This is a genomic window from Zeaxanthinibacter sp. PT1 (assembly GCF_028464225.1).
GTDB lineage: Bacteria > Bacteroidota > Bacteroidia > Flavobacteriales > Flavobacteriaceae > Zeaxanthinibacter.
This window is the reverse complement of sequence record NZ_JAQPCN010000001.1, coordinates 1374870-1400100: the sequence shown is the minus strand read 5'-3', so window position 1 is coordinate 1400100 and position 25231 is coordinate 1374870. Positions and strand designations below refer to the sequence as shown.

25 protein-coding genes are annotated in these 25231 nt (G+C 45.5%); 9 read left to right on the top strand and 16 right to left on the bottom strand.

All coding sequences use genetic code 11. The features are described from left to right. Position 1: 1 nt before the first annotated feature. From PP178_RS06185 to PP178_RS06160, 6 genes are all read right to left on the bottom strand, one after another. A complete protein-coding gene (locus tag PP178_RS06185; RefSeq protein WP_272593437.1) occupies positions 2-1141 on the bottom strand; it encodes an Mrp/NBP35 family ATP-binding protein in 1140 nt (379 codons plus the stop codon). A gap of 169 nt (positions 1142-1310) precedes the next feature. After that, positions 1311-1664 (bottom strand): MGMT family protein, encoded by a 354-nt coding sequence (locus PP178_RS06180; protein ID WP_272593436.1) that lies wholly within the window; start codon positions 1662-1664, stop codon positions 1311-1313. A gap of 7 nt (positions 1665-1671) precedes the next feature. Next, positions 1672-2301, bottom strand: a complete 630-nt coding sequence (locus PP178_RS06175) for a LysE family transporter (RefSeq protein WP_272593435.1) — start codon at positions 2299-2301, stop codon at positions 1672-1674. Next, positions 2301-2972, bottom strand: a complete 672-nt coding sequence (gene trmB, locus PP178_RS06170; RefSeq protein ID WP_272593434.1) for a tRNA (guanosine(46)-N7)-methyltransferase TrmB — start codon at positions 2970-2972, stop codon at positions 2301-2303. Before trmB ends, PP178_RS06175 begins: the two co-directional genes overlap by 1 nt. Positions 2973-2999: 27 nt before the next feature. Then, positions 3000-4088, bottom strand: a complete 1089-nt coding sequence (locus PP178_RS06165; RefSeq protein ID WP_272593433.1) for a sensor histidine kinase — start codon at positions 4086-4088, stop codon at positions 3000-3002. Further along, positions 4088-4774: a response regulator transcription factor gene (locus tag PP178_RS06160; protein ID WP_272593432.1), complete on the bottom strand. Its 687-nt coding sequence runs from the start codon at positions 4772-4774 to the stop codon at positions 4088-4090. Before PP178_RS06160 ends, PP178_RS06165 begins: the two co-directional genes overlap by 1 nt. Before the next feature lie 314 nt (positions 4775-5088). Between PP178_RS06160 and PP178_RS06155 the strand changes: the two genes are divergently transcribed. From PP178_RS06155 to PP178_RS06145, 3 genes are all read left to right on the top strand, one after another. Further along, complete coding sequence (locus PP178_RS06155; protein ID WP_272593431.1) at positions 5089-5397, top strand: T9SS type A sorting domain-containing protein; 309 nt, start codon at positions 5089-5091, stop codon at positions 5395-5397. Between the two features lie 185 nt (positions 5398-5582). After that, positions 5583-5906 (top strand): T9SS type A sorting domain-containing protein, encoded by a 324-nt coding sequence (locus PP178_RS06150; RefSeq protein WP_272593430.1) that lies wholly within the window; start codon positions 5583-5585, stop codon positions 5904-5906. A gap of 82 nt (positions 5907-5988) precedes the next feature. Beyond that, the gene (locus PP178_RS06145) at positions 5989-6966 is read left to right on the top strand and encodes an acyl transferase (RefSeq protein WP_272593429.1); all 978 of its coding nucleotides are present in this window, start codon (positions 5989-5991) and stop codon (positions 6964-6966) included. Here the strand turns inward: PP178_RS06145 and PP178_RS06140 are convergent. Both PP178_RS06140 and tyrS read right to left on the bottom strand, forming a co-directional pair. Continuing rightward, positions 6961-7623, bottom strand: coding sequence for a hypothetical protein (locus tag PP178_RS06140; RefSeq protein ID WP_272593428.1), 663 nt, complete (start codon positions 7621-7623; stop codon positions 6961-6963). The two genes, PP178_RS06145 and PP178_RS06140, sit on opposite strands and share 6 nt — an antisense overlap. 50 nt (positions 7624-7673) lie before the next feature. Next, a complete protein-coding gene (gene tyrS / locus PP178_RS06135) occupies positions 7674-8969 on the bottom strand; it encodes a tyrosine--tRNA ligase (protein ID WP_272593427.1) in 1296 nt (431 codons plus the stop codon). Between the two features lie 102 nt (positions 8970-9071). On the opposite strand from tyrS, the gene PP178_RS06130 reads away from it, so the two are divergent. Further along, positions 9072-10073 carry an NAD-dependent epimerase/dehydratase family protein gene (locus tag PP178_RS06130; protein ID WP_272593426.1) on the top strand — a complete coding sequence of 334 codons (1002 nt, stop codon included), beginning with the start codon at positions 9072-9074 and terminating at the stop codon, positions 10071-10073. 8 nt (positions 10074-10081) lie between these two features. Here PP178_RS06130 and PP178_RS06125 read toward each other — a convergent pair whose 3' ends face one another. The 3 genes from PP178_RS06125 to PP178_RS06115 are packed head-to-tail and all read right to left on the bottom strand — an operon-like array spanning position 10082 to position 12559. Continuing rightward, the gene (locus tag PP178_RS06125) at positions 10082-10492 is read right to left on the bottom strand and encodes a DUF4296 domain-containing protein (protein WP_272593425.1); all 411 of its coding nucleotides are present in this window, start codon (positions 10490-10492) and stop codon (positions 10082-10084) included. Positions 10493-10494: 2 nt separating this feature from the next. Continuing rightward, entirely contained in the window at positions 10495-11829 is a 1335-nt protein-coding gene (locus PP178_RS06120) for a dihydroorotase (protein WP_272593424.1), read from the bottom strand. Between the two features lies 1 nt (position 11830). Continuing rightward, the gene (locus PP178_RS06115; RefSeq protein ID WP_272593423.1) at positions 11831-12559 is read right to left on the bottom strand and encodes a polyprenol monophosphomannose synthase; all 729 of its coding nucleotides are present in this window, start codon (positions 12557-12559) and stop codon (positions 11831-11833) included. Positions 12560-12689: 130 nt separating this feature from the next. On the opposite strand from PP178_RS06115, the gene PP178_RS06110 reads away from it, so the two are divergent. Genes PP178_RS06110 through PP178_RS06100 form a run of 3 tightly spaced genes read left to right on the top strand, consistent with a single transcriptional unit; the run spans position 12690 to position 15761 of the window. Beyond that, entirely contained in the window at positions 12690-14363 is a 1674-nt protein-coding gene (locus PP178_RS06110) for an ArnT family glycosyltransferase (protein ID WP_272593422.1), read from the top strand. Beyond that, positions 14351-15007, top strand: a complete 657-nt coding sequence (locus PP178_RS06105) for a DUF4271 domain-containing protein (protein WP_272593421.1) — start codon at positions 14351-14353, stop codon at positions 15005-15007. Before PP178_RS06110 ends, PP178_RS06105 begins: the two co-directional genes overlap by 13 nt. A 7-nt stretch (positions 15008-15014) precedes the next feature. After that, positions 15015-15761 carry a uroporphyrinogen-III synthase gene (locus PP178_RS06100; protein WP_272593420.1) on the top strand — a complete coding sequence of 249 codons (747 nt, stop codon included), beginning with the start codon at positions 15015-15017 and terminating at the stop codon, positions 15759-15761. Positions 15762-15831: 70 nt separating this feature from the next. Here the strand turns inward: PP178_RS06100 and pckA are convergent, their stop codons facing one another. Then, the gene (gene pckA, locus PP178_RS06095; RefSeq protein ID WP_272593419.1) at positions 15832-17448 is read right to left on the bottom strand and encodes a phosphoenolpyruvate carboxykinase (ATP); all 1617 of its coding nucleotides are present in this window, start codon (positions 17446-17448) and stop codon (positions 15832-15834) included. Positions 17449-17517: 69 nt separating this feature from the next. Then, a complete protein-coding gene (locus PP178_RS06090) occupies positions 17518-17904 on the bottom strand; it encodes a DUF423 domain-containing protein (protein WP_272593418.1) in 387 nt (128 codons plus the stop codon). Positions 17905-18094: 190 nt separating this feature from the next. On the opposite strand from PP178_RS06090, the gene PP178_RS06085 reads away from it, so the two are divergent. After that, positions 18095-19468, top strand: a complete 1374-nt coding sequence (locus tag PP178_RS06085) for a saccharopine dehydrogenase family protein (RefSeq protein WP_272593417.1) — start codon at positions 18095-18097, stop codon at positions 19466-19468. A gap of 48 nt (positions 19469-19516) precedes the next feature. Further along, complete coding sequence (locus PP178_RS06080; RefSeq protein WP_272593416.1) at positions 19517-19987, top strand: Lrp/AsnC family transcriptional regulator; 471 nt, start codon at positions 19517-19519, stop codon at positions 19985-19987. Between the two features lie 42 nt (positions 19988-20029). Here PP178_RS06080 and PP178_RS06075 read toward each other — a convergent pair whose 3' ends face one another. From PP178_RS06075 to PP178_RS06065, 3 genes are all read right to left on the bottom strand, one after another. Next, positions 20030-20725, bottom strand: coding sequence for a zinc metallopeptidase (locus PP178_RS06075; protein ID WP_272593415.1), 696 nt, complete (start codon positions 20723-20725; stop codon positions 20030-20032). A gap of 145 nt (positions 20726-20870) precedes the next feature. Next, complete coding sequence (gene ald, locus PP178_RS06070; protein ID WP_272593414.1) at positions 20871-21962, bottom strand: alanine dehydrogenase; 1092 nt, start codon at positions 21960-21962, stop codon at positions 20871-20873. A 264-nt stretch (positions 21963-22226) separates the two neighbouring features. Continuing rightward, a complete protein-coding gene (locus tag PP178_RS06065; protein ID WP_272593626.1) occupies positions 22227-25175 on the bottom strand; it encodes a leucine--tRNA ligase in 2949 nt (982 codons plus the stop codon). Between the last annotated feature and the right edge of the window lie 56 nt (positions 25176-25231).

Below are 25231 nucleotides of genomic sequence, written 5' to 3'. Positions count from 1 at the left end.
ATTATTTCTTTTTTACGGCTGCACAACCGGCCATTGTAGTAATTTTTATCGCTTCTGTCGGGGGCAGGGCATCGTTTCTCTTTACCACTTCCCTGACGACGTTTTTGGTCAATTCCTCAAAGGCCTGCTCCGTAGGAGTCGCGGTTTGCAAAGCTGCCGGCCTACCGACATCTCCCGCTTCGCGTATTCCCTGTACTAAGGGCACCTCTCCAAGGAAAGGCACGCCGATATCTTCTGCGAGGTTCTTGGCTCCCTCCTGCCCAAAAATATAGTACTTATTGGCCGGGAGCTCTTCCGGGGTAAAATAGGACATGTTCTCAACAATTCCCAATACAGGAACGCTGATCGCTTCTTGCTTAAACATGGCTACCCCTTTCCTGGCATCTGCCAATGCAACTTGCTGAGGCGTACTAACCACCACGGCACCTGTAATCGGCATAGCCTGCATGATACTCAGGTGGATATCACCTGTACCCGGAGGTAGATCTACCAACAAGAAATCGAGCTCGCCCCAGGCGGCATCAAAAATCATCTGGTTCAGTGCTTTTGCCGCCATAGGTCCTCTCCAGATTACGGCCTGGTCGGGTTCTGTAAAGAAACCGATGGAAAGAAGTTTTACACCGTAACTCTCTACAGGTAACATCTTAGATTTTCCGTCTGCATTGGTCGCCCTTGGTTTTTCCCCGACTACGTCAAACATGATGGGCATAGAAGGACCATATATATCTGCATCCAGTAATCCAACCTTGAAACCCATTTTAGCCAGGGTAACGGCAAGATTAGCGGTAACTGTAGATTTACCTACACCACCTTTTCCGGAGGCCACTGCAATAATATTCTGTATTCCCGGGATGGGTTTACCTTTTATAGAAGCTGCCTTAGGTTTAGCAGGGGCATCTACCTTGAGATTCACCGTAATCTTAGCCTTTTCATATACTTCGCGATGGATGGCTTTCAGAATCTCTACTTCTGTCTTCTTCTTGGCCTGCAGGCTCGGATTCTTGATCGTTACATCTACTATCACCTCGTCTCCGAATACCTGAATATTCTTTACAGCACCACTGCTCACCATGTCCTGTCCCTCCCCGGGAACCGTAATGGTCTCTAATGCTTTCAGTATCGCTTGTTTATCCAACTTCATTAATCTCTTGATATTTTATGTTTACCGATCCGTCCTGCCCTTATCAACCGGCCGGAACTTTACTATTTATATATAATGATTCTAAACAACAAAGATACAGTATAGGGCTGTAATTAAGAAGTCTGAAGGGTGAAAAGCGATAGAACTAATCTATGACCATAAGAGTCTATCAATGGGTCGGGATTGCATCGTCCGGGAGCTCTGAAGCCGGATCCCAGAAAAGTTCATCAAAATGGACCACCTGGTGATCTTTAACTTCTACGCCTTCGCTTTCCAGTAATTGTTGCATCAGGTTTGTTCCGTCAAAATGGTGTCTCCCGGAGAGTAGGCCGTTCCTGTTCACAACCCGGTGTGCCGGGATTTCCGGCATATTATGCGAGGCATTCATCGCATAACCCACCATGCGGGCACTCCTGCCCGCTCCCAGGCATCGCGCAATAGCGCCATACGAAGTCACCCTTCCATAAGGGATCTGTTTGGCCAGCTCGTAAACTTTTTCATAGAAGTGTTGTTTGCCCGCCATCTTATTCTCAGGTATAAAAAATTCGGATCACTGTAATGACCAGTAGTACGAGCATAAGGGCAGATAAAATGTAGTTAGAATTCCGGGAAAAACGATGCGTCTTTGCTTCCAGCTTATTAAAATAAAAAGTATATAAGTACAGCACTGTAAATGTCCCACTGCCGGCAGCCAGGATAAATACCGTGATATCCCATACTTTAAACTTAATCCATCCCGAGGCATTCCACATGGCATTCAAACCACTGTAATAAGGGATAGTCAGCAGGTTCAGGGCCGCCAGTAGCATCCCTTTAAAAAAACTGTTCTTTTTACTGACCTTCACCCTTTTCATCGGGACCTGTTTTTCTCGTTTTGCGAGAAGGAAAAAATAAATGGCAAAAAATGCAAACACAAGGATCGCCATTTTCAGGAGCAGATCTATAACTTCAGGGTTCCTGTATAGAAATTTAGAGATCAGAACGGCAATGTAGGCCTGTATCATTACCACGGTACTCACTCCAAGACTAAAGATAATCCCGTTCATCTTACCCTTTTTAACACTGGTCTTCGCGGCATTCATATTCAAAAGGCCCGGTGGCACGGTTGCCATAAATGCAGCAGAAAATGTGACGAAGAACAGTATTAAGAGGTGTGTCATTATTTTACCTTGAACCTTATATATGTAATTGCCTTACCAGCCTCAAGGTACTGATTTTCATAAAATGTCTGGATACCGAGCACCTCTTCCGGACTTCCCTCATTCTTGTATACATCGTGGTTGGCATAACAAATCTCGTGCCCCTTGCCTTGAAGCAGGCCAAGGGTGTATCCATGAAGGAATTCGCTGTCGGTCTTCAGGTGAACACAACCTTCCTTACTTAAAACCTGTTTATATTTTTCCAGGAATGCCTGGTTGGTCAGCCTGTGCTTGGTTCGTTTGAATTTAATTTGCGGATCCGGAAAAGTAAGCCAGATCTCTGAAACCTCAGCTTCAGCGAAAAGATCGGTGATCAGCTCTATCTGTGAGCGCAGGAAGGCCACATTGGAAATATTCTCTTCCAGTGCTGTCTTTGCACCCCTCCAGAAACGAGCCCCTTTAATATCTATCCCTATAAAATTCTTCTCGGGGTATTTCCGTGCCAGGCCAACGCTGTATTCACCCTTACCGCAACCCAATTCCAGAACTATGGGGTTCTCATTACCAAAGTGTTCTGCCCATTTTCCTTTAAAAGAAAAATTACCGGATACCACTTCTTCACGGCTTGGCTGTATGACGTTCCCGAAAGTTTCATTCTCCCTGAAACGTTTAAGTTTATTTTTACTTCCCACTATCTACCTGGATATTTGGTGGCAAAACTAAGATAATTCTTTGGAAACCGCCTTGCCAGCCTCGGATGGGTTTTTGTCTTTCTCCAGTGTAAATGAAAATTCGGATCCCACACCCGGAACACTTTCTACATAAATCTTTTCCCCATGGGCCTCTATGATATGTTTCACGATAGACAGACCAAGTCCCGACCCTCCCTCTTTGCGGCTTCCGCTCCGGTCTACACGGTAAAACCGCTCAAAGATCCTGGGGATATGCTCCTTGCTCATACCTTCCCCGTTATCAGTCACCCTGACGATTACCTTGTTCTTGATAAGGTTCTCCACACTTACCTCCGTAGTACCGCCTTTGTGACCGTATTTCAGGGAATTTACAACCAGGTTGGTCAGCACCTGCCTGATCTTCTCCTGGTCTGCGTGAACCCAGATTGGTTTCTCGTATTCCATATCAAACGTTAAGGCGATTCCTTTCTTTGAAGCTTTGATCTCCAGCAGGTCAAAAACACTCTGGATCAGCTCTATAATATCAAAAACTGTGTATTTCAGGTTGAGGTCCCCTATTTCTAATTTGGTGATAAGATCCAAGTCCTTTACAATATAGATCAGTCGCTCTACACCTTTATTTGCACGTTGCAGGTATTTCTTCCTGACCTGCTTATCTTCTATAGCTCCATCCAATAAGGTAAGGATATATCCTTGCACGGTAAAAAGTGGTGTTTTTAATTCGTGTGAGACATTTCCCAGGAAATCCCTCCTGTAAGCCTCCCTGATTTTAAGGGTATCAATTTCAATTTTCTTGTCCCTCGCAAACTTCTCAATTTCTTCTGTAAGGGTTCGCATATCTGTAGTGATCGGACCCGCCGCCAGGTTAGAGGACTCCAGGAGGGTGACATCATCGTAGATCTTCTTAATTCGCTTATAAATAAACTTCTGGACCCGGATCTGCAGAACGATCATACAGACCAGAAAAGTAAGCGTCGCGTAGAGCAGGAGAAAGCTCCAATACTGCAGCAGATCAAATACCCAGATAAATGAAAGGAGTATAAGGGTAGAAATTAGGGTGATCAGCAGGGAGGAACGGAAGGCAAATCTATACGATTTCTTTAAGCGGATGGCCATCAGAGAACAAACTTGTAACCTACACCCTTAACGGTTTTAAAGTGGTCATCCCCGATCTTTTCCCGGAGTTTTCGGATATGAACATCAATAGTTCGACCTCCAACAACCACTTCCTGCCCCCAAACCTTATCTAATATCGCCTCCCGTTTAAAAACTTTATCCGGTTTGGAAGCCAGCAGGGCCAGCAATTCAAATTCCTTACGAGGTAAGATGATCTCTTCCCCTCTATTGACGACCTTGTACTCTTCGCGGTTGATCACCAGTTTACCAACTTCCAGGATATCTTCTTTTTCAGTATTGTCTTCCTTAAGTCTTCGTAACAAGGCTTTCACCTTACTCACCAATACTTTGGGTTTAATCGGCTTGGTAATATAATCGTCAGCACCGGCTTCAAACCCGGCTACTTGCGAATAGTCTTCTCCCCTGGCCGTCAGGAATGTGATGATCGTATTTTCCAGGCCTGTAGTCTTCCTGATGCGTTCACAAGCTTCTATTCCGTCCATTTCCGGCATCATCACATCCAGGATGATCAGGTGGGGTTTTTTCTTTTTAGCCTTTTCAACACCCTCCGCCCCGTCTTCAGCAGTGAACACCTGGTATCCCTCTGCAGACAGATTGTATGATAAAATCTCTAAAATGTCCGGTTCATCGTCTACAAGAAGAATCTTTATATCCTGTTTTTTCATGGGGTTTGCGCGAGGTTTTAATGCTCAAAAGTAAATATAATACTAAAAAGTATAAAAAATCCTGCATTGTCTTATTGTTAATAAAGTCACGCTCAGAATTTTATACTCCTTCATTCCCTGTTCATGAAAACAGGCTGTGAGCCCAATGAAACAAGACAATACGACTAACTTAAGGAATAAACACTACGATTCTTCAACAAGGGTAGGAGTACAGTTTTTTCCGGTTCATAAAAAATCGGATATAATTCATCTTCGCTCTCGCTAACACCCTAAAAATTATATCTTTGTGGTACACTATTTGTAGACCTTAGTGTATGAAGCACCTTTACCTACTAGTTTTCTTCTTATTTGTCGCTTTCAGTTACGGGCAGGATGCCGGTAACCAAGCCGATATTCCGGGCTTCCGATTGTATCCCAATCCGGCCACGGAGGGGAAGGTCTTTATCAATACCAGCCTTAACGCGCCCAAAAAGATTCTCATCTATGATGTCCTCGGAACCCAGGTCCTGGAGACTACTATCCTGGGCAAGGAACTGAGCCTTTCTGAATTAAATTCCGGCGTATACGTATTAAGGGTGCGGGAAGGAGACAAAATAGCCACAAGGAAACTGGTGATTAAATAGCTACTCTCCTCATTTATCACCACTTACAAGCTTGTAAGACTTCTCGTTCAAATACCAATTTCTTCGACGAACGGAAACTACCTTAGCCGTTGACATACAAAAAGTTAGGGTTCACAACAATTTGAGACCTCTCCGAAACGCGTATCCTATCTTTACTTTGTTATTGAGCCCCAAATCAATCAAGCATGAAAACAATCTACTTTATCCTCCTATTGGTATGCACATGGTCTGTCTCTGCACAGCAACGCAGTGTCATGGACAAGAACCTGGAAAAGGACTCAACAGAGTTTAGTATTTACCCCAACCCTGCCTTTGATGATGTAGTTTATATCAACAGTGGGAATTACGATAATAAACAGGTAACTGTATTTGATGTATTTGGCAAAATAATTCTTCGAGAAAGAATTGCAACGGGGACATTAAATATCTCCAGACTCGTTCCCGGTGTATATGTATTGCAGCTACGGGAAAATGAAAAGACCATGTCTCGTAAGCTTGTCGTTAAATAAAGAGATTCCAGAAATATTGACCGTGCCCCACCATTAAGTGGGGCTTTTTATTTTCCTATTTTTGCTTCTCTCAAAATCAACTATGGATACCCGGACCATTTTCAGCATATCCAATTCCGAAGAATTCGATGCTGCCGCAATGGAAATCTTTCGCTACCAGCACCGAGAGAACAAGATATATCGGCAGTTCTGCGATCTGCTGGACAGGAGTCCGTCCAAGGTTTCCGAACCGGGACAAATTCCATACCTGCCCATTGAATTTTTTAAGTCGGCAGAGGTTTTTAGCGGCAGCGGGAAGGCCGAGGCCGTGTTTACGAGTAGCGGAACTACCGGGGCTTTGACCAGTAGACATAAGGTGCTGCGCCTGGCTGTCTATGAGCAGAGTTTCAGGGAAGCTTTCAGACTGTTTTATGGCGATGTGAACGACTATTGTGTCCTTGCCTTATTACCGTCTTACCTGGAGAGAAGCGGTTCGTCCCTGGTATATATGGTCGCTGACATGATCGCCGGAAGCCGGTATCCCGAAAGCGGTTTTTACCTCAACGAATTAGACGCTCTGGAGCAGCGCATACTGTCACTGGAAGAACGAAAGATCCCAACACTGCTAATCGGGGTCTCTTTTGCCCTGCTCGACTTTATTGAAGAACACCCCATGCAATTAGAACACACCATGGTTATGGAGACCGGCGGGATGAAAGGAAGGCGCAAGGAACTCGTCAGGGAAGAACTGCACCGCTTGTTAAAGAAGGGATTCGGAACAGAGCGTATCCATTCGGAATACGGGATGACCGAATTGCTTTCACAGGCCTATTCTAAAGGAGAAGGTAGATTTAACTGCCCCCCATGGATGAGGGTTGCCGCCAGGGATCCGGAAGATCCGCTGAGCTGGCAGGCTGATGGACGTTCCGGGGGACTTAATATAACAGACCTGGCCAATGTTGATTCCTGCAGTTTTATAGCCACGCAGGATTTGGGGAAAATATACCAGGACGGGAGTTTTGAAGTCCTTGGCCGGTTTGACCATTCGGACATCAGGGGTTGTAACCTGATGGTATTATAAAACAGCTTTGTTAAAAGTATCACGGAGATCCGAGAGTACCCCGGCCGCCCGGGGGTGTTCACTGGACATGAGTAATTCGGAGGCTGTATACTCACCATTATAGACCTTCATTTTGGCCCGCGGATTTGCACCGTTATCCAACAAAAATTCCACCAATCGGGGCAGGTTCAGGGGAACAGACTGCCGCCATAGCTCTACCCCGTTGCTCACGGCGTAATGAAGCAGGGTTGCCCTGTGCCCGTATTGAGATTTCTGGTTGATCAAAGCAGGGTCTCCGCTCAATAATTCTCGTAATCCCGCTTCATCACCCTGTAGCAGTAGTTCGACAGAATTCTCAAAATTAACATGGTAAGGGTAGCGGACATGTTTCACTTCTGACCATCGGCGATAACCGTATTCATTAGCTATGGTCTGCTTACAGTCGGCCTCGGTCAATCCGGCATTCTTCAAAACTTCTACAGCTTGCCCAAGATGGCTCCAATGATAGTTCCGCACTTCTTGCAAAGCCAGGGGATTTCCCTGGCTCACTTCTTCCCACAGTCGCAAAGACAAGGCCTCAAGGTGAGCTGCTATGGAATCAAATGATTTCCAGGAACGCAACAGTTCACCGTACATCTCATTGATCCCGCTGACTACCTCATGTTTGTAAACCTCCATTTATCTAAGATAGTAAGCTTTTGCCACCCGGGAGTGACAGGGCCGAAAATTTATTCGACCACCAGAACCATGTAATTTTTTTTCCCTCGTTGCAGCAGCACGTATTTTTCATTGATCAGGTCTGTACCACTGATGTTGTAACCCTCTTTGACCTTTTCTTTATTCACGGCAATAGAATTCTGTTTCAGTTCTCTCCGCGCCTCTCCATTAGAACTGAGAAATCCGGTTTTGGCGGCCAGGGCCGCAATTATATCCAGGCCTTCCTCAATTTCCGTACGGCTTACCACCGCTTGGGGTACGCCCTCAAACACCTCCAAAAAGGTGTTTTCGTCAAGCTCCTTCAACTCTTCCGAAGTAGATTTCCCAAACAGGATATTACTGGCAGCGATGGCCTTGTCCAGGTCATCCTGCGAATGCACCATTACGGTAACTTCTTCGGCCAGCCTTCGTTGCAAGTTTCTCTGGTGAGGAGCTTCCTGGTGTTCCTTAATCAGCGTTTCAATCTCTTCCCGGGAAAGGAAGGTAAATATCTTGATATACTTTTCAGCATCCTCATCGGAGGTATTCAGCCAATACTGATAGAAGGCATAGGGAGAGGTCCTGTGTGCATCGAGCCATACATTTCCCTGCTCGGTCTTCCCGAATTTGGTCCCGTCTGCCTTGGTGATCAGGGGACAGGTTAGGGCGTATCCCTTTCCACCTTCAATCCTCCGAATCATTTCGGTACCGGTGGTGATATTACCCCACTGATCACTCCCTCCCATCTGCAGGGTGCAATTGTGGTTTTTATACAGGTGCAGGAAATCATATCCCTGGACCAATTGATACGTGAACTCTGTAAAAGACATTCCTTCTTTAGCATCCGAGGAAAGTCTTTTCTTGACAGAATCTTTAGACATCATGTAGTTCACTGTGATGTGCTTGCCTACGTCACGGATAAAATCGAGAAAAGTGAAATCTTTCATCCAGTCATAGTTGTTCACCATGACTGCGGAATTATCTGTAGCGCTATCAAAATCCAGGAATCTTGAAAGTTGTTCTTTCAGCGCTTCCTGGTTCATCCGCAAGGTGGTTTCATCCAGTAAATTTCTCTCTTCAGACTTGCCGGAAGGATCCCCGATCATTCCCGTAGCTCCGCCGATAAGAGCAAAAGGCTTGTGCCCCGCCAACTGGAAATGTCTCAGCATCATAACACCTACCATATGACCGATGTGTAAAGAATCTGCTGTTGGATCTATCCCCAGGTAGGCAGACTGCATCCCGCTTAAAAGGTGTTCTTCTGTTCCGGGCATTACGTCGTGAAGCATTCCCCGCCATTTCAGTTCTTCCACAAAGTTAGAAACCATGCTATCTTATCTTTTTAAAAGGTTGCTGCAAATATAAAAGAAATCCTGTGCCGGATTCCCCATTAGGTGGAGATATCGACACGAATTAAGTACATTTGAGCCATGATTTTTGTGACCGGCGGAACAGGATTGGTAGGCGCTCACCTCCTCTTACATCTTCTCAACAAGGGAATGGCAGTCCGTGCGCTCTACCGAGATGAGGCAGGGCAGAAGCAGGTATATAAGACCTGGGAGTATTATGGTCATTCCCCCCGGGAATTACAGCAAAAATTGCAGTGGATAAAAGGAGACTTACTAGACATCCCTTCCCTGGAAAATGCCCTGCAGGGAATAGAAACCGTTTATCATTGCGCAGCCCTGGTCTCTTTTGACCCGGGGGATTACCGTGCACTTCGCCGGGCAAATATTACGGGGACGGCCAACCTCGTCAACGTTTGCCTGGCGTCCGGGGTTAAGGAAATGTGTTACGTAAGTTCTATCGCTACTATTGGCCGTCCTGTAAACAATGAAGTAGCGACAGAAGAAGATGAACTACTCACCCCTGTGAACAACGTATATGCCCTCACCAAGCACGGGGCGGAAATGGAAGTCTGGAGAGGTTCGCAGGAAGGGATGGCTGTTGTGATTGTTAACCCCGGCCTGATCATAGGACCAGGTTCCTGGGAGCGAAGCAGCGGAAAGCTTTTTGATATTGCCGCTAAAGGGCGGGCATTCTATCCACCCGGGGGTACCGGGGTCATAGGGGTGAACGATGTTGTCAAAATCATGATGAGTCTTATGCAGCAAAACGAGCGTAACCAAAGGTACATCCTGGTCAACCAGAATATGACTTATAAGGAACTTCTAAAAATGTTAAGCAGCGCCCTGAGCGTAGCTCCGCCAACAAAAAAAATTCCGCTTTGGGTACTGGAGATCGCCTGGAGACTGGATTGGTTACGGGCAAGACTTACGGGATCCAGTCGAAAATTGACCAGGGACCGGGTAGCCTCTTTAAGAAGCCAGGTTATTTTTGATACTAGTAAGGTAAAAGAAAAACTTGATTATACTTATGAGCCGATAACTTCATCCATTCAATTCTCCGCAAAGCAGTACTTGCAGGAATAGGAATGTAATTAGTCCTTTTTTTTATCAACAGGACTTTCCCTGTCTTCAGCAGCCTTCTTAATACTATCCGTTTTCCGTTTTCGCTCGTCTTCCAATTGTTTTTTGACTGCCTTGATCCGGGCTTCGATATCTTCATACATACTTTCGTACTGCAGCGGTTTTGAAGCGTAATAAATATCGCTGTTTACGAACTGGGCACTGTCAACATCGTACTTTTTATACAGGTAAGACATGGTTTCCACACCCCTTTCTTCCAGCAATGCCGGGTTGGTTCCGTTGGCCGCGTTAAGGATCGCCAGCTCATACAGCATCTCTGTCATTTTTTCTTTCGGAATCAGGTTTTCCGGTTGTTCGATTACTTCTTCACCGCAAGCAACGAACAAGAATAAAAGGAATATATATACAAGCCTACTGTTCATGATCATCGGTTAAATGTTAATCGCTCACCGGGTCTGATATCAGAAAAACGCCCTTCTTTATACACCAGCTTCCCATTGACAAAGGTATGAGTCACCGATGCGTCAAAAGTAACTCCCTCAAAAGGAGACCAGCCGCATTTATAATAGATATTCCCGGATCCGACCTGCCAGGATTTTTCCGGGTCTACCACAACCAGGTCTGCATAATAACCTTCCCGTATATACCCTCTTTTCTCTACCTGGAACAGAATGGCCGGGTTATGACACATTTTTTGAACGACCTGCTCAAGACTGATCTTACCCTCTTTGGATTTTTGAATCATAGCCGGCAAGGCATGCTGCACCAATGGACCCCCGGATGGCGCATTGATATAAGGGTTATCCTTCTCTTCAAAGGTATGAGGAGCATGGTCGGTGGCTACTACGTCTATCCTGTCATCCAAGAGTGCGTCCCATAGCTGTTCGCGGTCCCTCGAGGTTTTTACCGCCGGGTTCCATTTTATCAACGTTCCTTTACTATCGTAATCCGCATCTGAAAACCACAGGTGATGAATGCAGACCTCTGCCGTAATCTTCTTCTCCTTTAGCGGGATATCGTTGCGGAATAAGTCGGTTTCCTTCCCAGTTGAAAGGTGGAAAACGTGCAGCCTGGCGCCCGTTTTCTTCGCCAGGGAAATAGCTTGTGAGGACGAGAGGAAACAGGCCTCCTCGCTTCGTATGACAGGGTGATATTTGATCGGAATATCATCGCCGTACTTTTCCTTGTAAATTTCCAGGTTTCTCCTGATGGTATCTTCGTCCTCACAATGTGCCGAGATTACCATTTCTGTATTGCGGAATATCTTTTCGATGACCTCTTTGTCATCCACCAACATATTACCGGTAGATGACCCTAAAAACAGTTTAACCCCGGAACAGGCATTTCTATCCAGTTTCTTCAGTTCTTCAAGATTATCATTAGTACCCCCGAAAAGAAAGGAGTAATTAGCGTAAGAACGACCTTGGGCAAGACCAAACTTTTTTTCAAGGAGATCTATGGTGGTGGTCTGGGGCTGCGTATTGGGCTGCTCCATATAGGTGGTGATCCCCCCGGCAACTGCGGCCCTGCTTTCCGTGGCAATATCTCCTTTATGGGTTAATCCCGGTTCCCTGAAGTGTACCTGGTCATCGATGATCCCCGGTAGCAGGTATTTACCTTTAATATCGATCACTTCTGCCTGGGGGTCACTGAGGTCTTTCCCGATACGGGTGATCTCCCTCCCATCAATCAACAGGTCGGCCTCCCTTCGTTTTCCTTCATTAATGATTAAGGCATTCTTTAGTAAGATCTTTTTCATATTAAAAACCATTGCGATTAAACAGGCTACGCAGCTTCATACTAATAACCCCGAAAACTGCTTCCCAGATAATGGAAGAACTCATTTTAGACTTCCCTTTTTCCCGATCCGTGAAAATAATGGAAACCTCATCTATGACGAATTTTTTCAGGTAAGCACGGTATTTCATCTCGATCTGGAAGGCATACCCAATGAATTTTACAGCGTCGAGGTCTATAGTTTCGAGAACCTTTCGTCTGTAGCAGATGAAACCTGCCGTGGGATCGTGTACTCGCATTCCCGTGATCAACTTCACATAGAAGGAAGCCCCATAAGATAACAATACCCTGTACAAGGGCCAGTTGACTACGTTTACCCCTTTGGTGTAACGCGAACCGATGGCAAGGTCTGCACCATTCTTACAGGATCGCAGAAGTCTTGGAAGATCTGAAGGCCGGTGAGAGAAATCGGCGTCCATTTCAAAAATGTATTGGTAAGACCTGGCAAGTGCCCATTTAAAACCATGAATGTAGGCTGTTCCAAGTCCGGATTTCTCTTTACGCACCTCCAGATGTAAGATTTCCGGGAACTGCAGCTGCATGTCCCGGACCTTTTCAGAAGTTCCGTCAGGGGAGTTATCGTCCACTATCAGCACATGGAATCCCTTATCCAGTTCAAAGACAGCGTTGATTATAGCCTCTATATTTTCAATTTCGTTATAGGTCGGGATGATCACTAAGCAGTCGGCCATGCACTCGCATAATTTGGGTAAAAATAGTACTTAAAATAGCGTCAAAGAAATACCCCGCTGATTTTATCGTTTCTTTAAACAAGCTGTTCCAATCAATAAATTGTAATTTTGACGCCAATCTGAAGTGCGGATGAAACCTAAATCACCTACCCTATTACTATGGCTGCTAGGCCTGCTGTTTGCATTGAACATGGTCCAGAGCCATTTCACTCAATTGTTATTTGACGAAGCCTATTATTGGTATTACGCCCAGGATCTCGCCTGGGGTTATTTTGATCATCCTCCCATGGTGGCTCTGATGATAAAAATCAGCAACTTCTTCTTCGATGGTGAACTGGGGGTTAGGTTTGTCAGCTGCATCCTCTCTGCAGCAACTCTCTACCTGCTTTGGCTGATGGTGGATACGGTGAAAAAACAGCAATATGTCTGGCATTTCTTTGTCCTTGTCACCTCCATGACCCTGCTGAATGCCTACGGTTTTTTCACATTACCGGATACCCCCCTTCTGTTCTTCACCGCCTTATTCCTATGGCTCTACAAGAAATTCCTAACAAAAGAGTCCTTGCTACTAGCCCTGGGGCTTGGGATAGTCATGGCAGCCCTGATGTACAGCAAGTATCACGCGGTATTGGTCATTGGTTTTGTGTTGCTGTCTAACCTGAAGTTGTTGAGAAGTGGCAAGGCATGGATGGCCGTGATCGTAGCCTTAGTGTGCTATAGCCCGCATTTCTTCTGGCTTTATGAGAACAATTTTGTTTCCCTCAAATACCACCTGTTTGAAAGACCCAACCGCGCTTATGATTTCAATGATTTCACCCTGGGTTATTTTATCAACCTGGTAGCCCTGTTCGGGCTCACCTTCCCATGGATATATAGATCGCTGTTCAAATCCAGGTCTAAGGACCTGTTCCACAAAGCCTTATTATTCCTGGTTTACGGGGTTCTGATCTTCTTTTTTATCTCCAGTTTTCAACGGAGGGTGCAGACCCAGTGGATCATCGTAATCTGCATCCCAATGGTTGTGCTGGTCTATAACCACATGTTGATTTCCTCCCAGGACAGGAAATGGATCATGCGGATGGGGATAGCTAACCTGGTGATAATATGTATTCTCCGGGTAGGACTGATGTATGCCCCCCTGTTCCCTATCACCTTTGAGACCCATGGCAACCGGGAATGGGTGTCGGCTATCAGATCCCAGATCGGGGAAACCCCGGTAGTCTTCGAAAACTCTTACCGGGAAGCACCTATGTATGAATTTTACTCCGGTATCCCGTCTTTCTCCCTGAATAACATACAATATCGGCAGAACCAATATACTATCGATGGTTCTGAAGAGCGAGTTCGAGGTGAAAAAATACTGTACATCGCCAAAACGTATAAAAAAGGTGACATAAAATACCAGACCGCGAAGGGACGTACCCTTTACGGGAAATTCATGGAAGATTTCCAATCGTTCAGGAGGCTGGGTACCACGGTGGAGGACGCCGGGATTGCAGGAGACGGGCAGGCCGAACTGAAGGTTTATAACCCCTATCCCCAATCCATCCCCATCGATTCATTAAAGTTCGGGATCACCTTTCTAAATCACTATAAACAGGTTCAGCAGATACAGCCTCTTCCTGTCCGGCCGGTGGAAGAAGAAGAATTACTACTGAAAGGAAAGGATACTACTTCTTTTTATTTCAATATGCCTGAGTCCCCAATAGAGGATCCCGGCTATTTTAAGATCACCATCTCCGAAAACAATTTATATTGGGCTATCAACGGGGAGAATATAAAATACGAATCATGGAACCCATAAGCAGGTCAATGGTATCAACGGACTGGATCACTGTAGTGATCTTTGCCAGCCTATTCTTTGCCGTGGTCGCAAAGCAGGTGTCTTATGCCAGGTTCCTGAATTTTATCATACTGCCTTTTAACAACAAGTACATCTTTATGTACAATAAAAAAGACAGGCTGTTTAATGGCTTCAATATCCTATTCGGAATTTTCCAGTTACTTAATTACTCCCTCTTCATTTACCTTTGCAGGCCACTTTGGCAAGACCCTGCCGAAGAAATATTTCCTTTTCTCTATATCGTGATATTTGGGCTATTGCTGACCTTCTCGCTGATCAAATTATTTTTACAACTGGCCAACGGATTTTTCTTCAACAATACTAAACTGGTCTCCGAGCTGATCTTTAAGAAACTTTCCTATCTATTTTACAGCAGTATTATCGTATTCCTGGCCAACATCTGCCTGGTGTATATTTTTAAGGATTCCAGGCTTGTGATCTATATTACAGTATTCCTTGTTATCGCCGTGAATCTAGTAGGTTGGGTCACCATTCTTAAAAACTATCAAAAAGAAATTACCACGAAGTTTTTCTATTTTATTTTGTACCTTTGCGCACTCGAAATTGCACCAATCGTGATATTTGTGAACGCTCTAACCAAATGATGCTCATATGAAGGTAAAAACAATTTTGGTTTCGCAGCCGGAGCCTAAAATGGAGAATTCGCCTTATTTACGACTGATCGAAAAAGAAAAGGTAAAAGTAGATTTCAGGCCTTTTATCCACGTGGAAGGCGTTGATGCCAAGAATGTCCGGCAACAGAAAATCGACCTTCATAATTTTTCGGCCATAATCCTGACCAGCAGGAACTCAGTCGACCACTTCTTCAGGATCGCGGAAGAAATGCGCTTCAAGGTGCCGGATACTATGAAGTATTTCTGTCAATCTGAGGCTGTTGCATACTACCTGCAGAAATACGTGGTTTACCGTAAGCGTAAGATCTATGTAGGAAAGCGGACTTTTGCGGAATTGGTTCCTTTATTAAAGAAATACAAGGACGAATCTTACCTGCTTCCTTCTTCAGATGTCCTTAAGCCTATTGTGCCGGAAACCCTGAATGAACTTAAGTTAAACTGGAAAAGAGGTATCTTTTACAAAACCGTGATCAGCGACCTGTCTGACCTCAGGAATGTGTATTATGACATCCTGGTGTTCTTCAGCCCTTCAGGAATTGAATCCCTGTTGCAGAACTTCCCGGATTTTGAACAGAACGACACGAGGATCGCTGTCTTCGGGAACTCTACGGTGCAAGCTGCCACGGGTGCAGGCCTGAGGATAGATATACAGGCACCTACCCCTGAAACTCCGTCCATGACCATGGCGTTGCAAAAGTACATCACCAGCGTAAATAAGAAATAATAAGATTTACACTCTACAGTAATAAAAAAGCCTCCCTAGGGAGGCTTTTGCATTTCAGATCTTTGCTGGTTTAGAACGCATAACGCTGCGGTCCACCCCTGCGAATCTCCTCACTGGCACCTGCTTCGTACTTCTTAAAGTTTTCCCTGAAGGCATTAGACAGCTTAAATGCGGTCTTATAATACTCTTCATCGTTGTTCCAGGTAGTCCTGGGCGATAGTACTTCTGTAGGCACCCCGGGACATTGTCTAGGCTGCGCTACCCCGAATACAGAGTGGATATGGTATGTATCGTAAGTATACAAGCCCAAATCCCCACTCAGGGCCGCATGTATCATTGCCCTTGTATATTTAAGTTTCATCCTGGTACCCACACCGTAAGGACCTCCGGTCCAGCCTGTATTTACCAACCAGACATTTACGCCGGATTCCTGCATTTTTCTACTCAACATCTCAGCGTATTTCGCCGGGTGTAACGGCATAAAAGGAGCTCCGAAACAAGCGGAGAATGAAGGAACAGGCTCCACAACTCCGGCTTCCGTACCAGCTACTTTGGCCGTATAACCGGACATGAAATGGTAAGCGGCCTGGCTTGGGGTCAGTTTAGATATAGGGGGCAGTACCCCGAAAGCATCGGCGGTTAGGAAGAAGATGTTCTTCACATTATCCCCGATAGACGGTTCCATGATGTTGTCTATATGGTAAATAGGGTAACTCACCCTGGTATTCTGGGTTATTGATATATCGGAATAATCCACTTTCCCATCGCCATCCATGATCACGTTCTCCAGGATCGCGCCTTTTTTTATGGCTCCGTAAATTTCCGGCTCACTTTCTTCAGAAAGATTAATCACTTTGGCATAACAGCCTCCTTCAAAATTGAAGACCCTGTTATCTTCTGTCCATCCATGCTCATCATCCCCGATCAGCCTGCGCGTAGGATCTGTAGAGAGCGTGGTTTTCCCTGTACCTGAAAGTCCAAAGAAAATAGCTGTGTCCCCTTCTTTTCCAACATTGGCAGAACAATGCATAGGCAAGGTGTTCTTGTATACCGGCAGGATAAAGTTCAAGGCAGAGAAAATACCTTTTTTGATCTCACCCGTATACCCGGTACCACCGATCAAAGCAATCTTTCTCGTAAAATTGAGGATGGCAAAATTGTGCTGCCTAGTTCCGTCGATCTCTGCATCGGCTTTGAAACCAGGTGCATTGATCACGGTCCATTCCGGGTCAAAGTTCTTTAACTGCTCACCTGATGGCCTGAGGAACATATTATAGGCAAAAAGATTAGACCAGGGGTATTCGTTAATCACGCGGATGTCCAGGCGGTAGTCGTCGTCGGCACAAGCAATACAGTCTCTTACAAATAACTCTTTCTCATCGAGATATTGGACTACTTTCTCGTAGAGTGCATCGAATTTTTCAGTGCTGAACGGGATATTGATATCTCCCCACCACACCTTGTCTTCGGTGATCTCGTCCTTTACGATAAACCTGTCTTTAGGTGATCTCCCGGTAAACTCGCCGGTATTTACCGCGAGTGCTCCGGAATCGGCTTCCCGACCCATCCCTTTTTTAAGGGTGACGTCATGCAGTTCTAAGGGGGAAAGCTGATAATGTACATTTTCACTTTTAATTCCGTATTCCTTTAACGAAATCGATTTCGTCGTCGGGTTGGATGTGCTCATACCTAACTTGTTTTTAGTTGTGCAAAATTAGCAATAATATAATGTAATCATAATGATAAAACTCAATGTTTAGGCCAACCGCCTAAATACCCGGATAGCCAGTAAAAACCATCCTACAATTAATAAACTTCCGCCAATAGGTGTAATAATTCCAAATACCCCCAGGTCCCAATCCAGGGCATTGGCAATCGCAAGGGTATAAAGCGAGAAAGAAAAAAATAGGATTCCGAAGGTCATAAAATAGAACACGGCCTTCTTAGCTCCTTCTTCGAGGAAATCTGTACCCCCGAGAATAATCAATAATAAGGCGTGGTACATTTGGTACTCCACGCCCGTCTTGTATGCAGACATCGATTGGGCATTGACCAGTTCCCTGAGTCCGTGAGAGCCGAAAGCTCCTAAAATCACAGCCAAAAATGCGAACCCGATACCGGTCAGAAGAATTGTTTTGTTCATAACTTTAACAAGCCAATTTTAGGCAAATGTAACAATTTGATACCTTCGTCAGGGTTCGTTTTAAACGAAAAAAGAATTGAATCGCGTGGTTTACACTACCAATGCCCTTGCAGCAGTTCTGTCAGCCACTCCAGATAATCAATGCGGAAAACTGAAAATCACAACCGCTTAAAATAAAAAAACCATTTATATGCCTCGTAATATTCTCGTTGTCGGAGCCGGAAAGAGTACCTCCCACCTACTTGACTATTTTATTGACAAAGCTGAAGAAAAAGAACTTCACATCACTATAGGTGATCTTAACCCGGATCAAATACCACAGGAATTCCGATCAAACTCCAGCTGCACCGTAATCACCTTAGACATATTTAAAGAAGAAGAGCGCCAGAAGGCTGTTAAAGATGCCGATATCGTAGTTTCCATGTTACCGGCCCATCTGCATATCAACATCGCTAAGGACTGCCTGACCTATGACAAACACCTGGTTACCGCATCTTACGTAAGTGATGCCTTGCAGGAACTGGATGAGCAGGTAAAGGCTAAAGGTCTTGTTTTTATGAATGAAATAGGGCTGGATCCCGGCATAGACCATATGAGTGCAATGCAAGTGATAGACGGTATTCGCGCAAAGGGCGGTAGAATGTTGCTGTTCGAATCATTTACCGGGGGATTGGTAGCACCGGAAAGCGACACCAACCTATGGAATTACAAGTTTACCTGGAACCCCAGGAATGTTGTACTGGCCGGGCAGGGAGGAGCCGCTAAATTCTACCAGGAAGGCACTTACAAATACATTCCTTATCACAAATTATTCAGACGTACCGAATTCATGGAAATCGAAGGTTACGGTAAATTCGAGGCCTATGCCAACCGTGATTCCTTAAAATACCGGGAGGCCTATGGCCTGCAAGATGTTCTCACCTTGTACAGGGGTACCATGCGCAGGGTAGGTTTCTCTAAGGCCTGGAACATGTTTGTTCAGCTGGGGATGACAGATGATACTTATAAGGTGGAAAATTCTGAAGACATGACCTACAGGGAATTCACCAACCTTTTTCTTCCTTACTCCCCTACAGATAGTGTTGAGCTTAAACTGCGTCATTACCTCAAGATAGACCAGGATGATATAATGTGGAACAAGCTCGTGGAACTCAACCTTTTTGATAAGAATAAAAAGATTGGTCTCAAGAACGCCAGCCCTGCTCAAATGCTTCAAGTAATCCTCGAGGATAGCTGGACCCTTGGTGATGATGACAAAGACATGATTGTTATGTACCACAAGTTTGGTTACGAACTCAACGGCAAAAAAGAACAAATAGATTCGAACATGGTCGTCACTGGTGAGAACCGGAGACATACTGCCATGGCTAAGACCGTGGGACTGCCCGTAGCTATTGCCACCCTTCTGATTCTGGATAAGGTCATCGTAACTCCCGGCGTACAGATCCCCATTAAAAAGGAAGTTTACGGACCGATTCTCTCAGAATTACAACAACACGGAGTGGTCTTTAAAGAATATAAAATACCATACTTAGGATACAATCCCGACTCTGTTGCAGGTTAAGGAGTGTAAGTATTTATAGTATATTTACCGACAAACAGGAAGTTTCGCATGAAAAACGATGATAATTCGGTGAAAATTGATGGTATTGACAAGAAGATCTTAAGGTACCTCATGGAAGATGCGAGGAAACCCATACTGGAAATCGCCAGGCAAATCGGGATTTCTGGGGCGGCCATCCATCAAAGACTTAGGAAACTGGAGAAATCCGGTCTTATCGCCGGATCTAAATTCGTGATCAATCCTAAAGTGTTAGGGTATACGACCATGGCCTATATCGGTATTTTCCTGGACAAGGCCATGAGCAACCCTATGGCTGTTAAAGCATTAGAGAAGATTCCCGAGGTTCTTGAGTGTCATTACACCACCGGCGATTGGTCTATCCTTATCAAAGTACTTTGTAAGGATAATGAACACCTGATGCATGTTTTAAACAAGGATATTCAGCAGATAGAAGGTGTTTCAAGAACCGAAACCTTTATTTCCCTGAACCAACAAATAGACCGGCAAATCAGTATCTGATCGCCGGTCTTTCATTAAATTACTTTTAGTTAGGGGCGAAAATTAATCCCTGCCTCCAAACACCTGCAGTCCCCAGTACACTAAAGAAGCCAGGGCACCGATGGCCGCGACGAGGTAGGTTCTGGCCGCCCATTTAAGCGCATCCTCAGATCCCTTATATTCCTCCTGGGTAACTATATTCTTATTTTGTAACCAGGCCAATGCCCTGTTACTGGCATCGTATTCTACCGGTAGGGTGATGAAGCTGAAAAGTGTAGCCAGACCCATCATAATTAAACCTGCAACGGCAATATAGAATCCAAAACCTACCCCTGCAGCAGCTCCGAGCATAAGACCCCCGAAAACGACCCACATAGAAAGCCCGGAAGTTACACTCACCACGGGTACCAATTTGGAGCGCATGGTAAGCCACTCGTAGGCCTGTGCGTGCTGTACGGCGTGACCACATTCGTGGGCAGCTACAGCCGCCGCAGCCGCATTGCGCTGGTTGTATACGCTTTCACTCAGGTTTACGGTCTTGTTCTTAGGGTTATAGTGATCTGTAAGTCTTCCCGGGGTAGAGATTACTTTAACATCGCGAATCCCGTGATCGGACAACATTTTCTCCGCGATCTCTGCACCACTCATCCCGTTGCGCAAATGCACTTTAGAATAATGCTTGAATTTACTTTTTAACTTGTTGCTGACCAGCCAGCTCACTAAGGCGATGGCTCCGATCAGTATATAATACATCATCATATTGCTATAGAATTTATCTGTTTAAAGGTACGAAGAATCCGGATTTCAATACCATGATCTCCTGGCCTTCTATAAATCCATTAGCAAAAATCTCGCCAAATAAAATGTCAGTGGAAACAAACTGACAAAATGTACGTAGATATCATCAGACAGCGGCGGCAAAGGCCTCAGTAATTTCTTTATACAATACCTTCCCACTGACGATATTCAATCCCTTTCGCAGGCCATCATCTTCCAGGCAGGCCTGCTCCCAGCCTTTAGATGCAATCCGGATGATATAGGGGAGGGTTACATTGGTCAGGGCAACGGTTGAAGTATGAGGCACTGCCCCGGGCATATTTGCAACGGCGTAGTGGACCACATCATCAATGATATAAACCGGGTCTTCATGAGTTGTCGGGTGGGTGGTCTCCATGCAGCCCCCCTGGTCTACAGCCACGTCCACCATTACGGTTCCCGGCCTCATTTCCTTCAGCATGTCGCGTGTGATCAGGTTAGGAGCTTTGGCTCCTTTTAATAAAACTCCCCCGATGATGAGGTCGTGGGTCTTGATAAGTTTCCTGATGTTATATTCATTGGAGAACTCGGTCACCACGTGGCTGGGCATTACATCATTCACGTAACGCAGCCGCTTCATATTCACATCCAGTATGGTGACATGCGCTCCCAGACCTGCTGCCATTTTTGCCGCTTGTATTCCAACGGTACCTGCTCCCAGTACAAGGACCTTACCAGGAGCGACCCCGGGCACACCACCGAGAAGTACACCACGTCCTTTAACTGGTTTTTCCAGGTATCGCGCACCCTGCTGAATAGCCATCCGTCCCGCAACTTCGGACATGGGCGTCAGTAAAGGCAGGTTCCCTTCCCCGTCTTCGACGGTTTCATAGGCGATACAGACAGCTCCACTATCTATCATGGCCCGGGTTAAGCTTTGATCGGATGCAAAATGAAAATAAGTGAAAACCAGCTGTTCTTTCCTGATCAGTGGATATTCCTGGGGCAATGGCTCTTTTACCTTGACGATCATATCATTGAGGCCATAAACCTCGTCTAAAGTCTCTACGATCCGGGCTCCCGCTTTCCTGTAGTCATCATCAAAAAATCCGCTGCCATCACCTGCACCGGACTGAATACTCACTTCATGGCCTTCCCTGACCAATTCCAAGACGCCTGCCGGGGTCATCCCGACACGGCTCTCGTTATTCTTAATTTCTTTTGGCACCCCTATTTTCATATCGTTCAGTTTTGATACAACTAAAATCCAACAATCTGCTATAAGAGAAAAATAAAATCGACAAAATACAGGGGTTAGGTGACAATTTATCTATTTATTTTAATATTTAAACGTATTTTCAAGGGGTATGTATGATAAAATTATGCAGTTATTTCAGTTTAACCATGTTTTTACAGGGGTATATTAAAATTCTATTTAAACCTGGCGCATAAAAAACCCCGGAACAAGTCCGGGGTTCTGAGGTTATCCTATTTTCCTGTTGGATCAGGCTACGATATTGACAATCTTACCCGGTACCACGATTACTTTCTTTGGAGTTTTACCATCTAACTGGGCTTTAGTTTTCTCATTTGCCATGACCGCCGCTTCAATTTCTTTCCGGTCCATATCCAGTGGCAATTGCATGGTAAACCTCATCTTCCCGTTAAAAGAGATAGGGTATTCCTTGTTCTGCTCTACAAGGTATTTTTCCTCAAAAACAGGGAAAGCCGTCGTAGCGATAGACTCAGCATGTCCTAATTTCTCCCAAAGCTCCTCTGCAATGTGCGGCGCATAAGGGGAGATCAGAACAGCCAGCGGTTCAAGGATCTCGCGTGCATTGCACTTCTGTGAGCTGAGTTCATTAACACAGATCATAAATGTAGAGACAGTGGTATTAAAAGAAAAATTCTCTATATCCTCCTCCACTTTCTTAATCGTCTTATGCAGGCTTTTTAATGCTTCTGCAGAAGCCGGTTCATCACTGATATTAAAACTGTCTTCCGGGCCACTGTGGTAGAGCCTCCATAGTTTCTTAAGGAATCCATGTACCCCGGAAATCCCGGCAGTATTCCACGGTTTTGCCTGTTCCAATGGACCGAGGAACATTTCGTACATCCTTAGAGAATCCGCCCCGTACTCTTCGCAAATGGCATCGGGATTCACCACGTTGTATTTAGACTTGGACATTTTTTCAACCTCCCGCGTAACTTTAAACACACCGTCGTCTTCCTTGACAAAGATCGCCTCGTTAAATTCCGGCCTCCATGCTTTGAATCCTTCTATGTCCAGTTCATCCGAGGAATTCACCAGGGACACATCTGCATGTAGTGGTGTAAAATGAGGTTCTTCAGCCGCATCATCATCAGCATCTACGATCATCGGACCCAGCAGATCCTGTATTTTTCCAGAAATCTTTTTAAGACTGAGGTCGTCTTTTTTAATATTTTCGACCACCCCGGCACTGACGATCACAGGCACTTTGGCCCCGGGCATATTCCACCGGCAGACAAACGCACTGGTTCCAAGGATCATTCCCTGGTTTATGAGCTTACGCGCAAATTCATCCTGGGGAACAAGTCCAAGGTCATACATGAATTTCTGCCAGAAACGGGAATACAGCAAGTGCCCCGTCGCATGTTCCATCCCCCCGATATAGAGGTCCACATCTTTCCAGTAATTAATGGCCTCCTGGGAGAAGATCTCTTCCTCGTTATGAGGATCCATATAGCGGTTAAAGTACTGTGAGCTTCCGGCCCAACCGGGCATGGTATTGAGCTCCAGCGGAAATACAGACTTATGATCTATCTCCTCATTGCTCACCACTTCTGCCTTTTCTTCATTCCAGGCCCAGTCCGTGGCATTACCCAGGGGTGGTTCCCCTGTTTCTGTCGGCAGGTATTTTTCAACTTCGGGCAGGCGTAACGGCAGGTGCTTCTCACCCAACATATAAGGCAACCCATCTTTGTAGTACACCGGGAAGGGTTCTCCCCAGTAACGCTGCCTGCTGAATACGGCATCGCGAAGCCTGTAATTCACCTTGCCCTGTCCCTGGCCCATTTCCTCCAGTGCTGCAATTGCTTTCTTACTCGCCTCCTTATAACTGAGCCCGTTGAGGAAATCAGAATTATCGATAACGGTATTCTCCTTATCAGCATGAGCTTCTTCAGAAATATCCACATCGCGGAAGATATTTAAGATAGGGATATTAAATTCCTTAGCAAAATCGTAATCACGTTGGTCACCGCATGGTACGGACATTACGGCACCAGTACCATAACCCGCCAGGACATAGTCGCCAATCCAGATAGGAACAGGCTCCTTAGAGAATGGATGTATGGCGTAGGCACCGGTAAAGACACCGGTTATGCGTTTCACATCTGCCATCCGCTCTCTTTCAGATCGCTTGGAAGCAGCGGCTACATATGCTTTAACTTCTTCGCGTTGTGCCGGGGTTGTGATCTTATCCACCAGTTCGTGTTCCGGGGCAAGCGTCATAAAGCTAACACCAAAGATAGTATCGGGCCGGGTTGTAAAAACCTCGATGGGATAGGATTCTCCCGTCCCGGTTTCGGGCTGCGTGTAAAAGGTCACCGCGGCACCTACAGACCTCCCGATCCAGTTGGTCTGTGCATCCTTTAAGGGTTGGGGCCAATCTATTTTTTGCAAACCATCCAGGAGTCTTTGAGCATATGCGGTGATACGCATACTCCATTGGGTCATTTTCTTACGCATAACGGGATGCCCTCCTCGTTCACTAAGGCCATTGATAACCTCGTCATTAGCCAGGACGGTTCCCAGGGCAGGACACCAGTTCACTTCCGTATCGGCCAGGTAAGTAAGCCGGTATTTCAGTAAAAATTGTTGCTGTTCCTTTTGGGACATGGCATTCCAGCTTTGAGCATCTATTGCAGGGGTATCTTCATCACAGGCCGCATTAACAGTTGTATTCCCGTATTTTTCAAAATGCCGGATCAGCTCCTCGATGGGTCTCGCCTTATCAGCTTCCTGGTCATACCAGGAGTTAAAGAGCTGTATGAAGACCCACTGCGTCCATTTATAATATTTGTGATCAGAAGTGCGCACCTCCCTGCTCCAATCAAAAGAGAATCCAAGCTTATCCAGCTGCTCGCGATAGCGTTTAATATTGGCCTCAGTGGTCAGGGCCGGGTGCTGCCCGGTCTGTATGGCATATTGTTCTGCAGGAAGACCGAAGGAATCGTAGCCCATAGGGTGAAGAACATTGAATCCTTTATGACGTTTATAGCGCGCGTAGATGTCGCTGGCAATATATCCGAGCGGGTGACCCACGTGCAGCCCGGCCCCTGATGGATAGGGAAACATATCGAGCACATAAAATTTAGGTTTATCACGGGATTCGTCCGCCTTAAAAGTCTGGTTTTCAGCCCAGTATTCTTGCCATTTATCTTCAATTTCCCTAAACGTATAACTCATGTCTTCTATTTCCGTTCTGTGAGGCGCAAAAATAAGTTTATTCAATTTACTTTCCT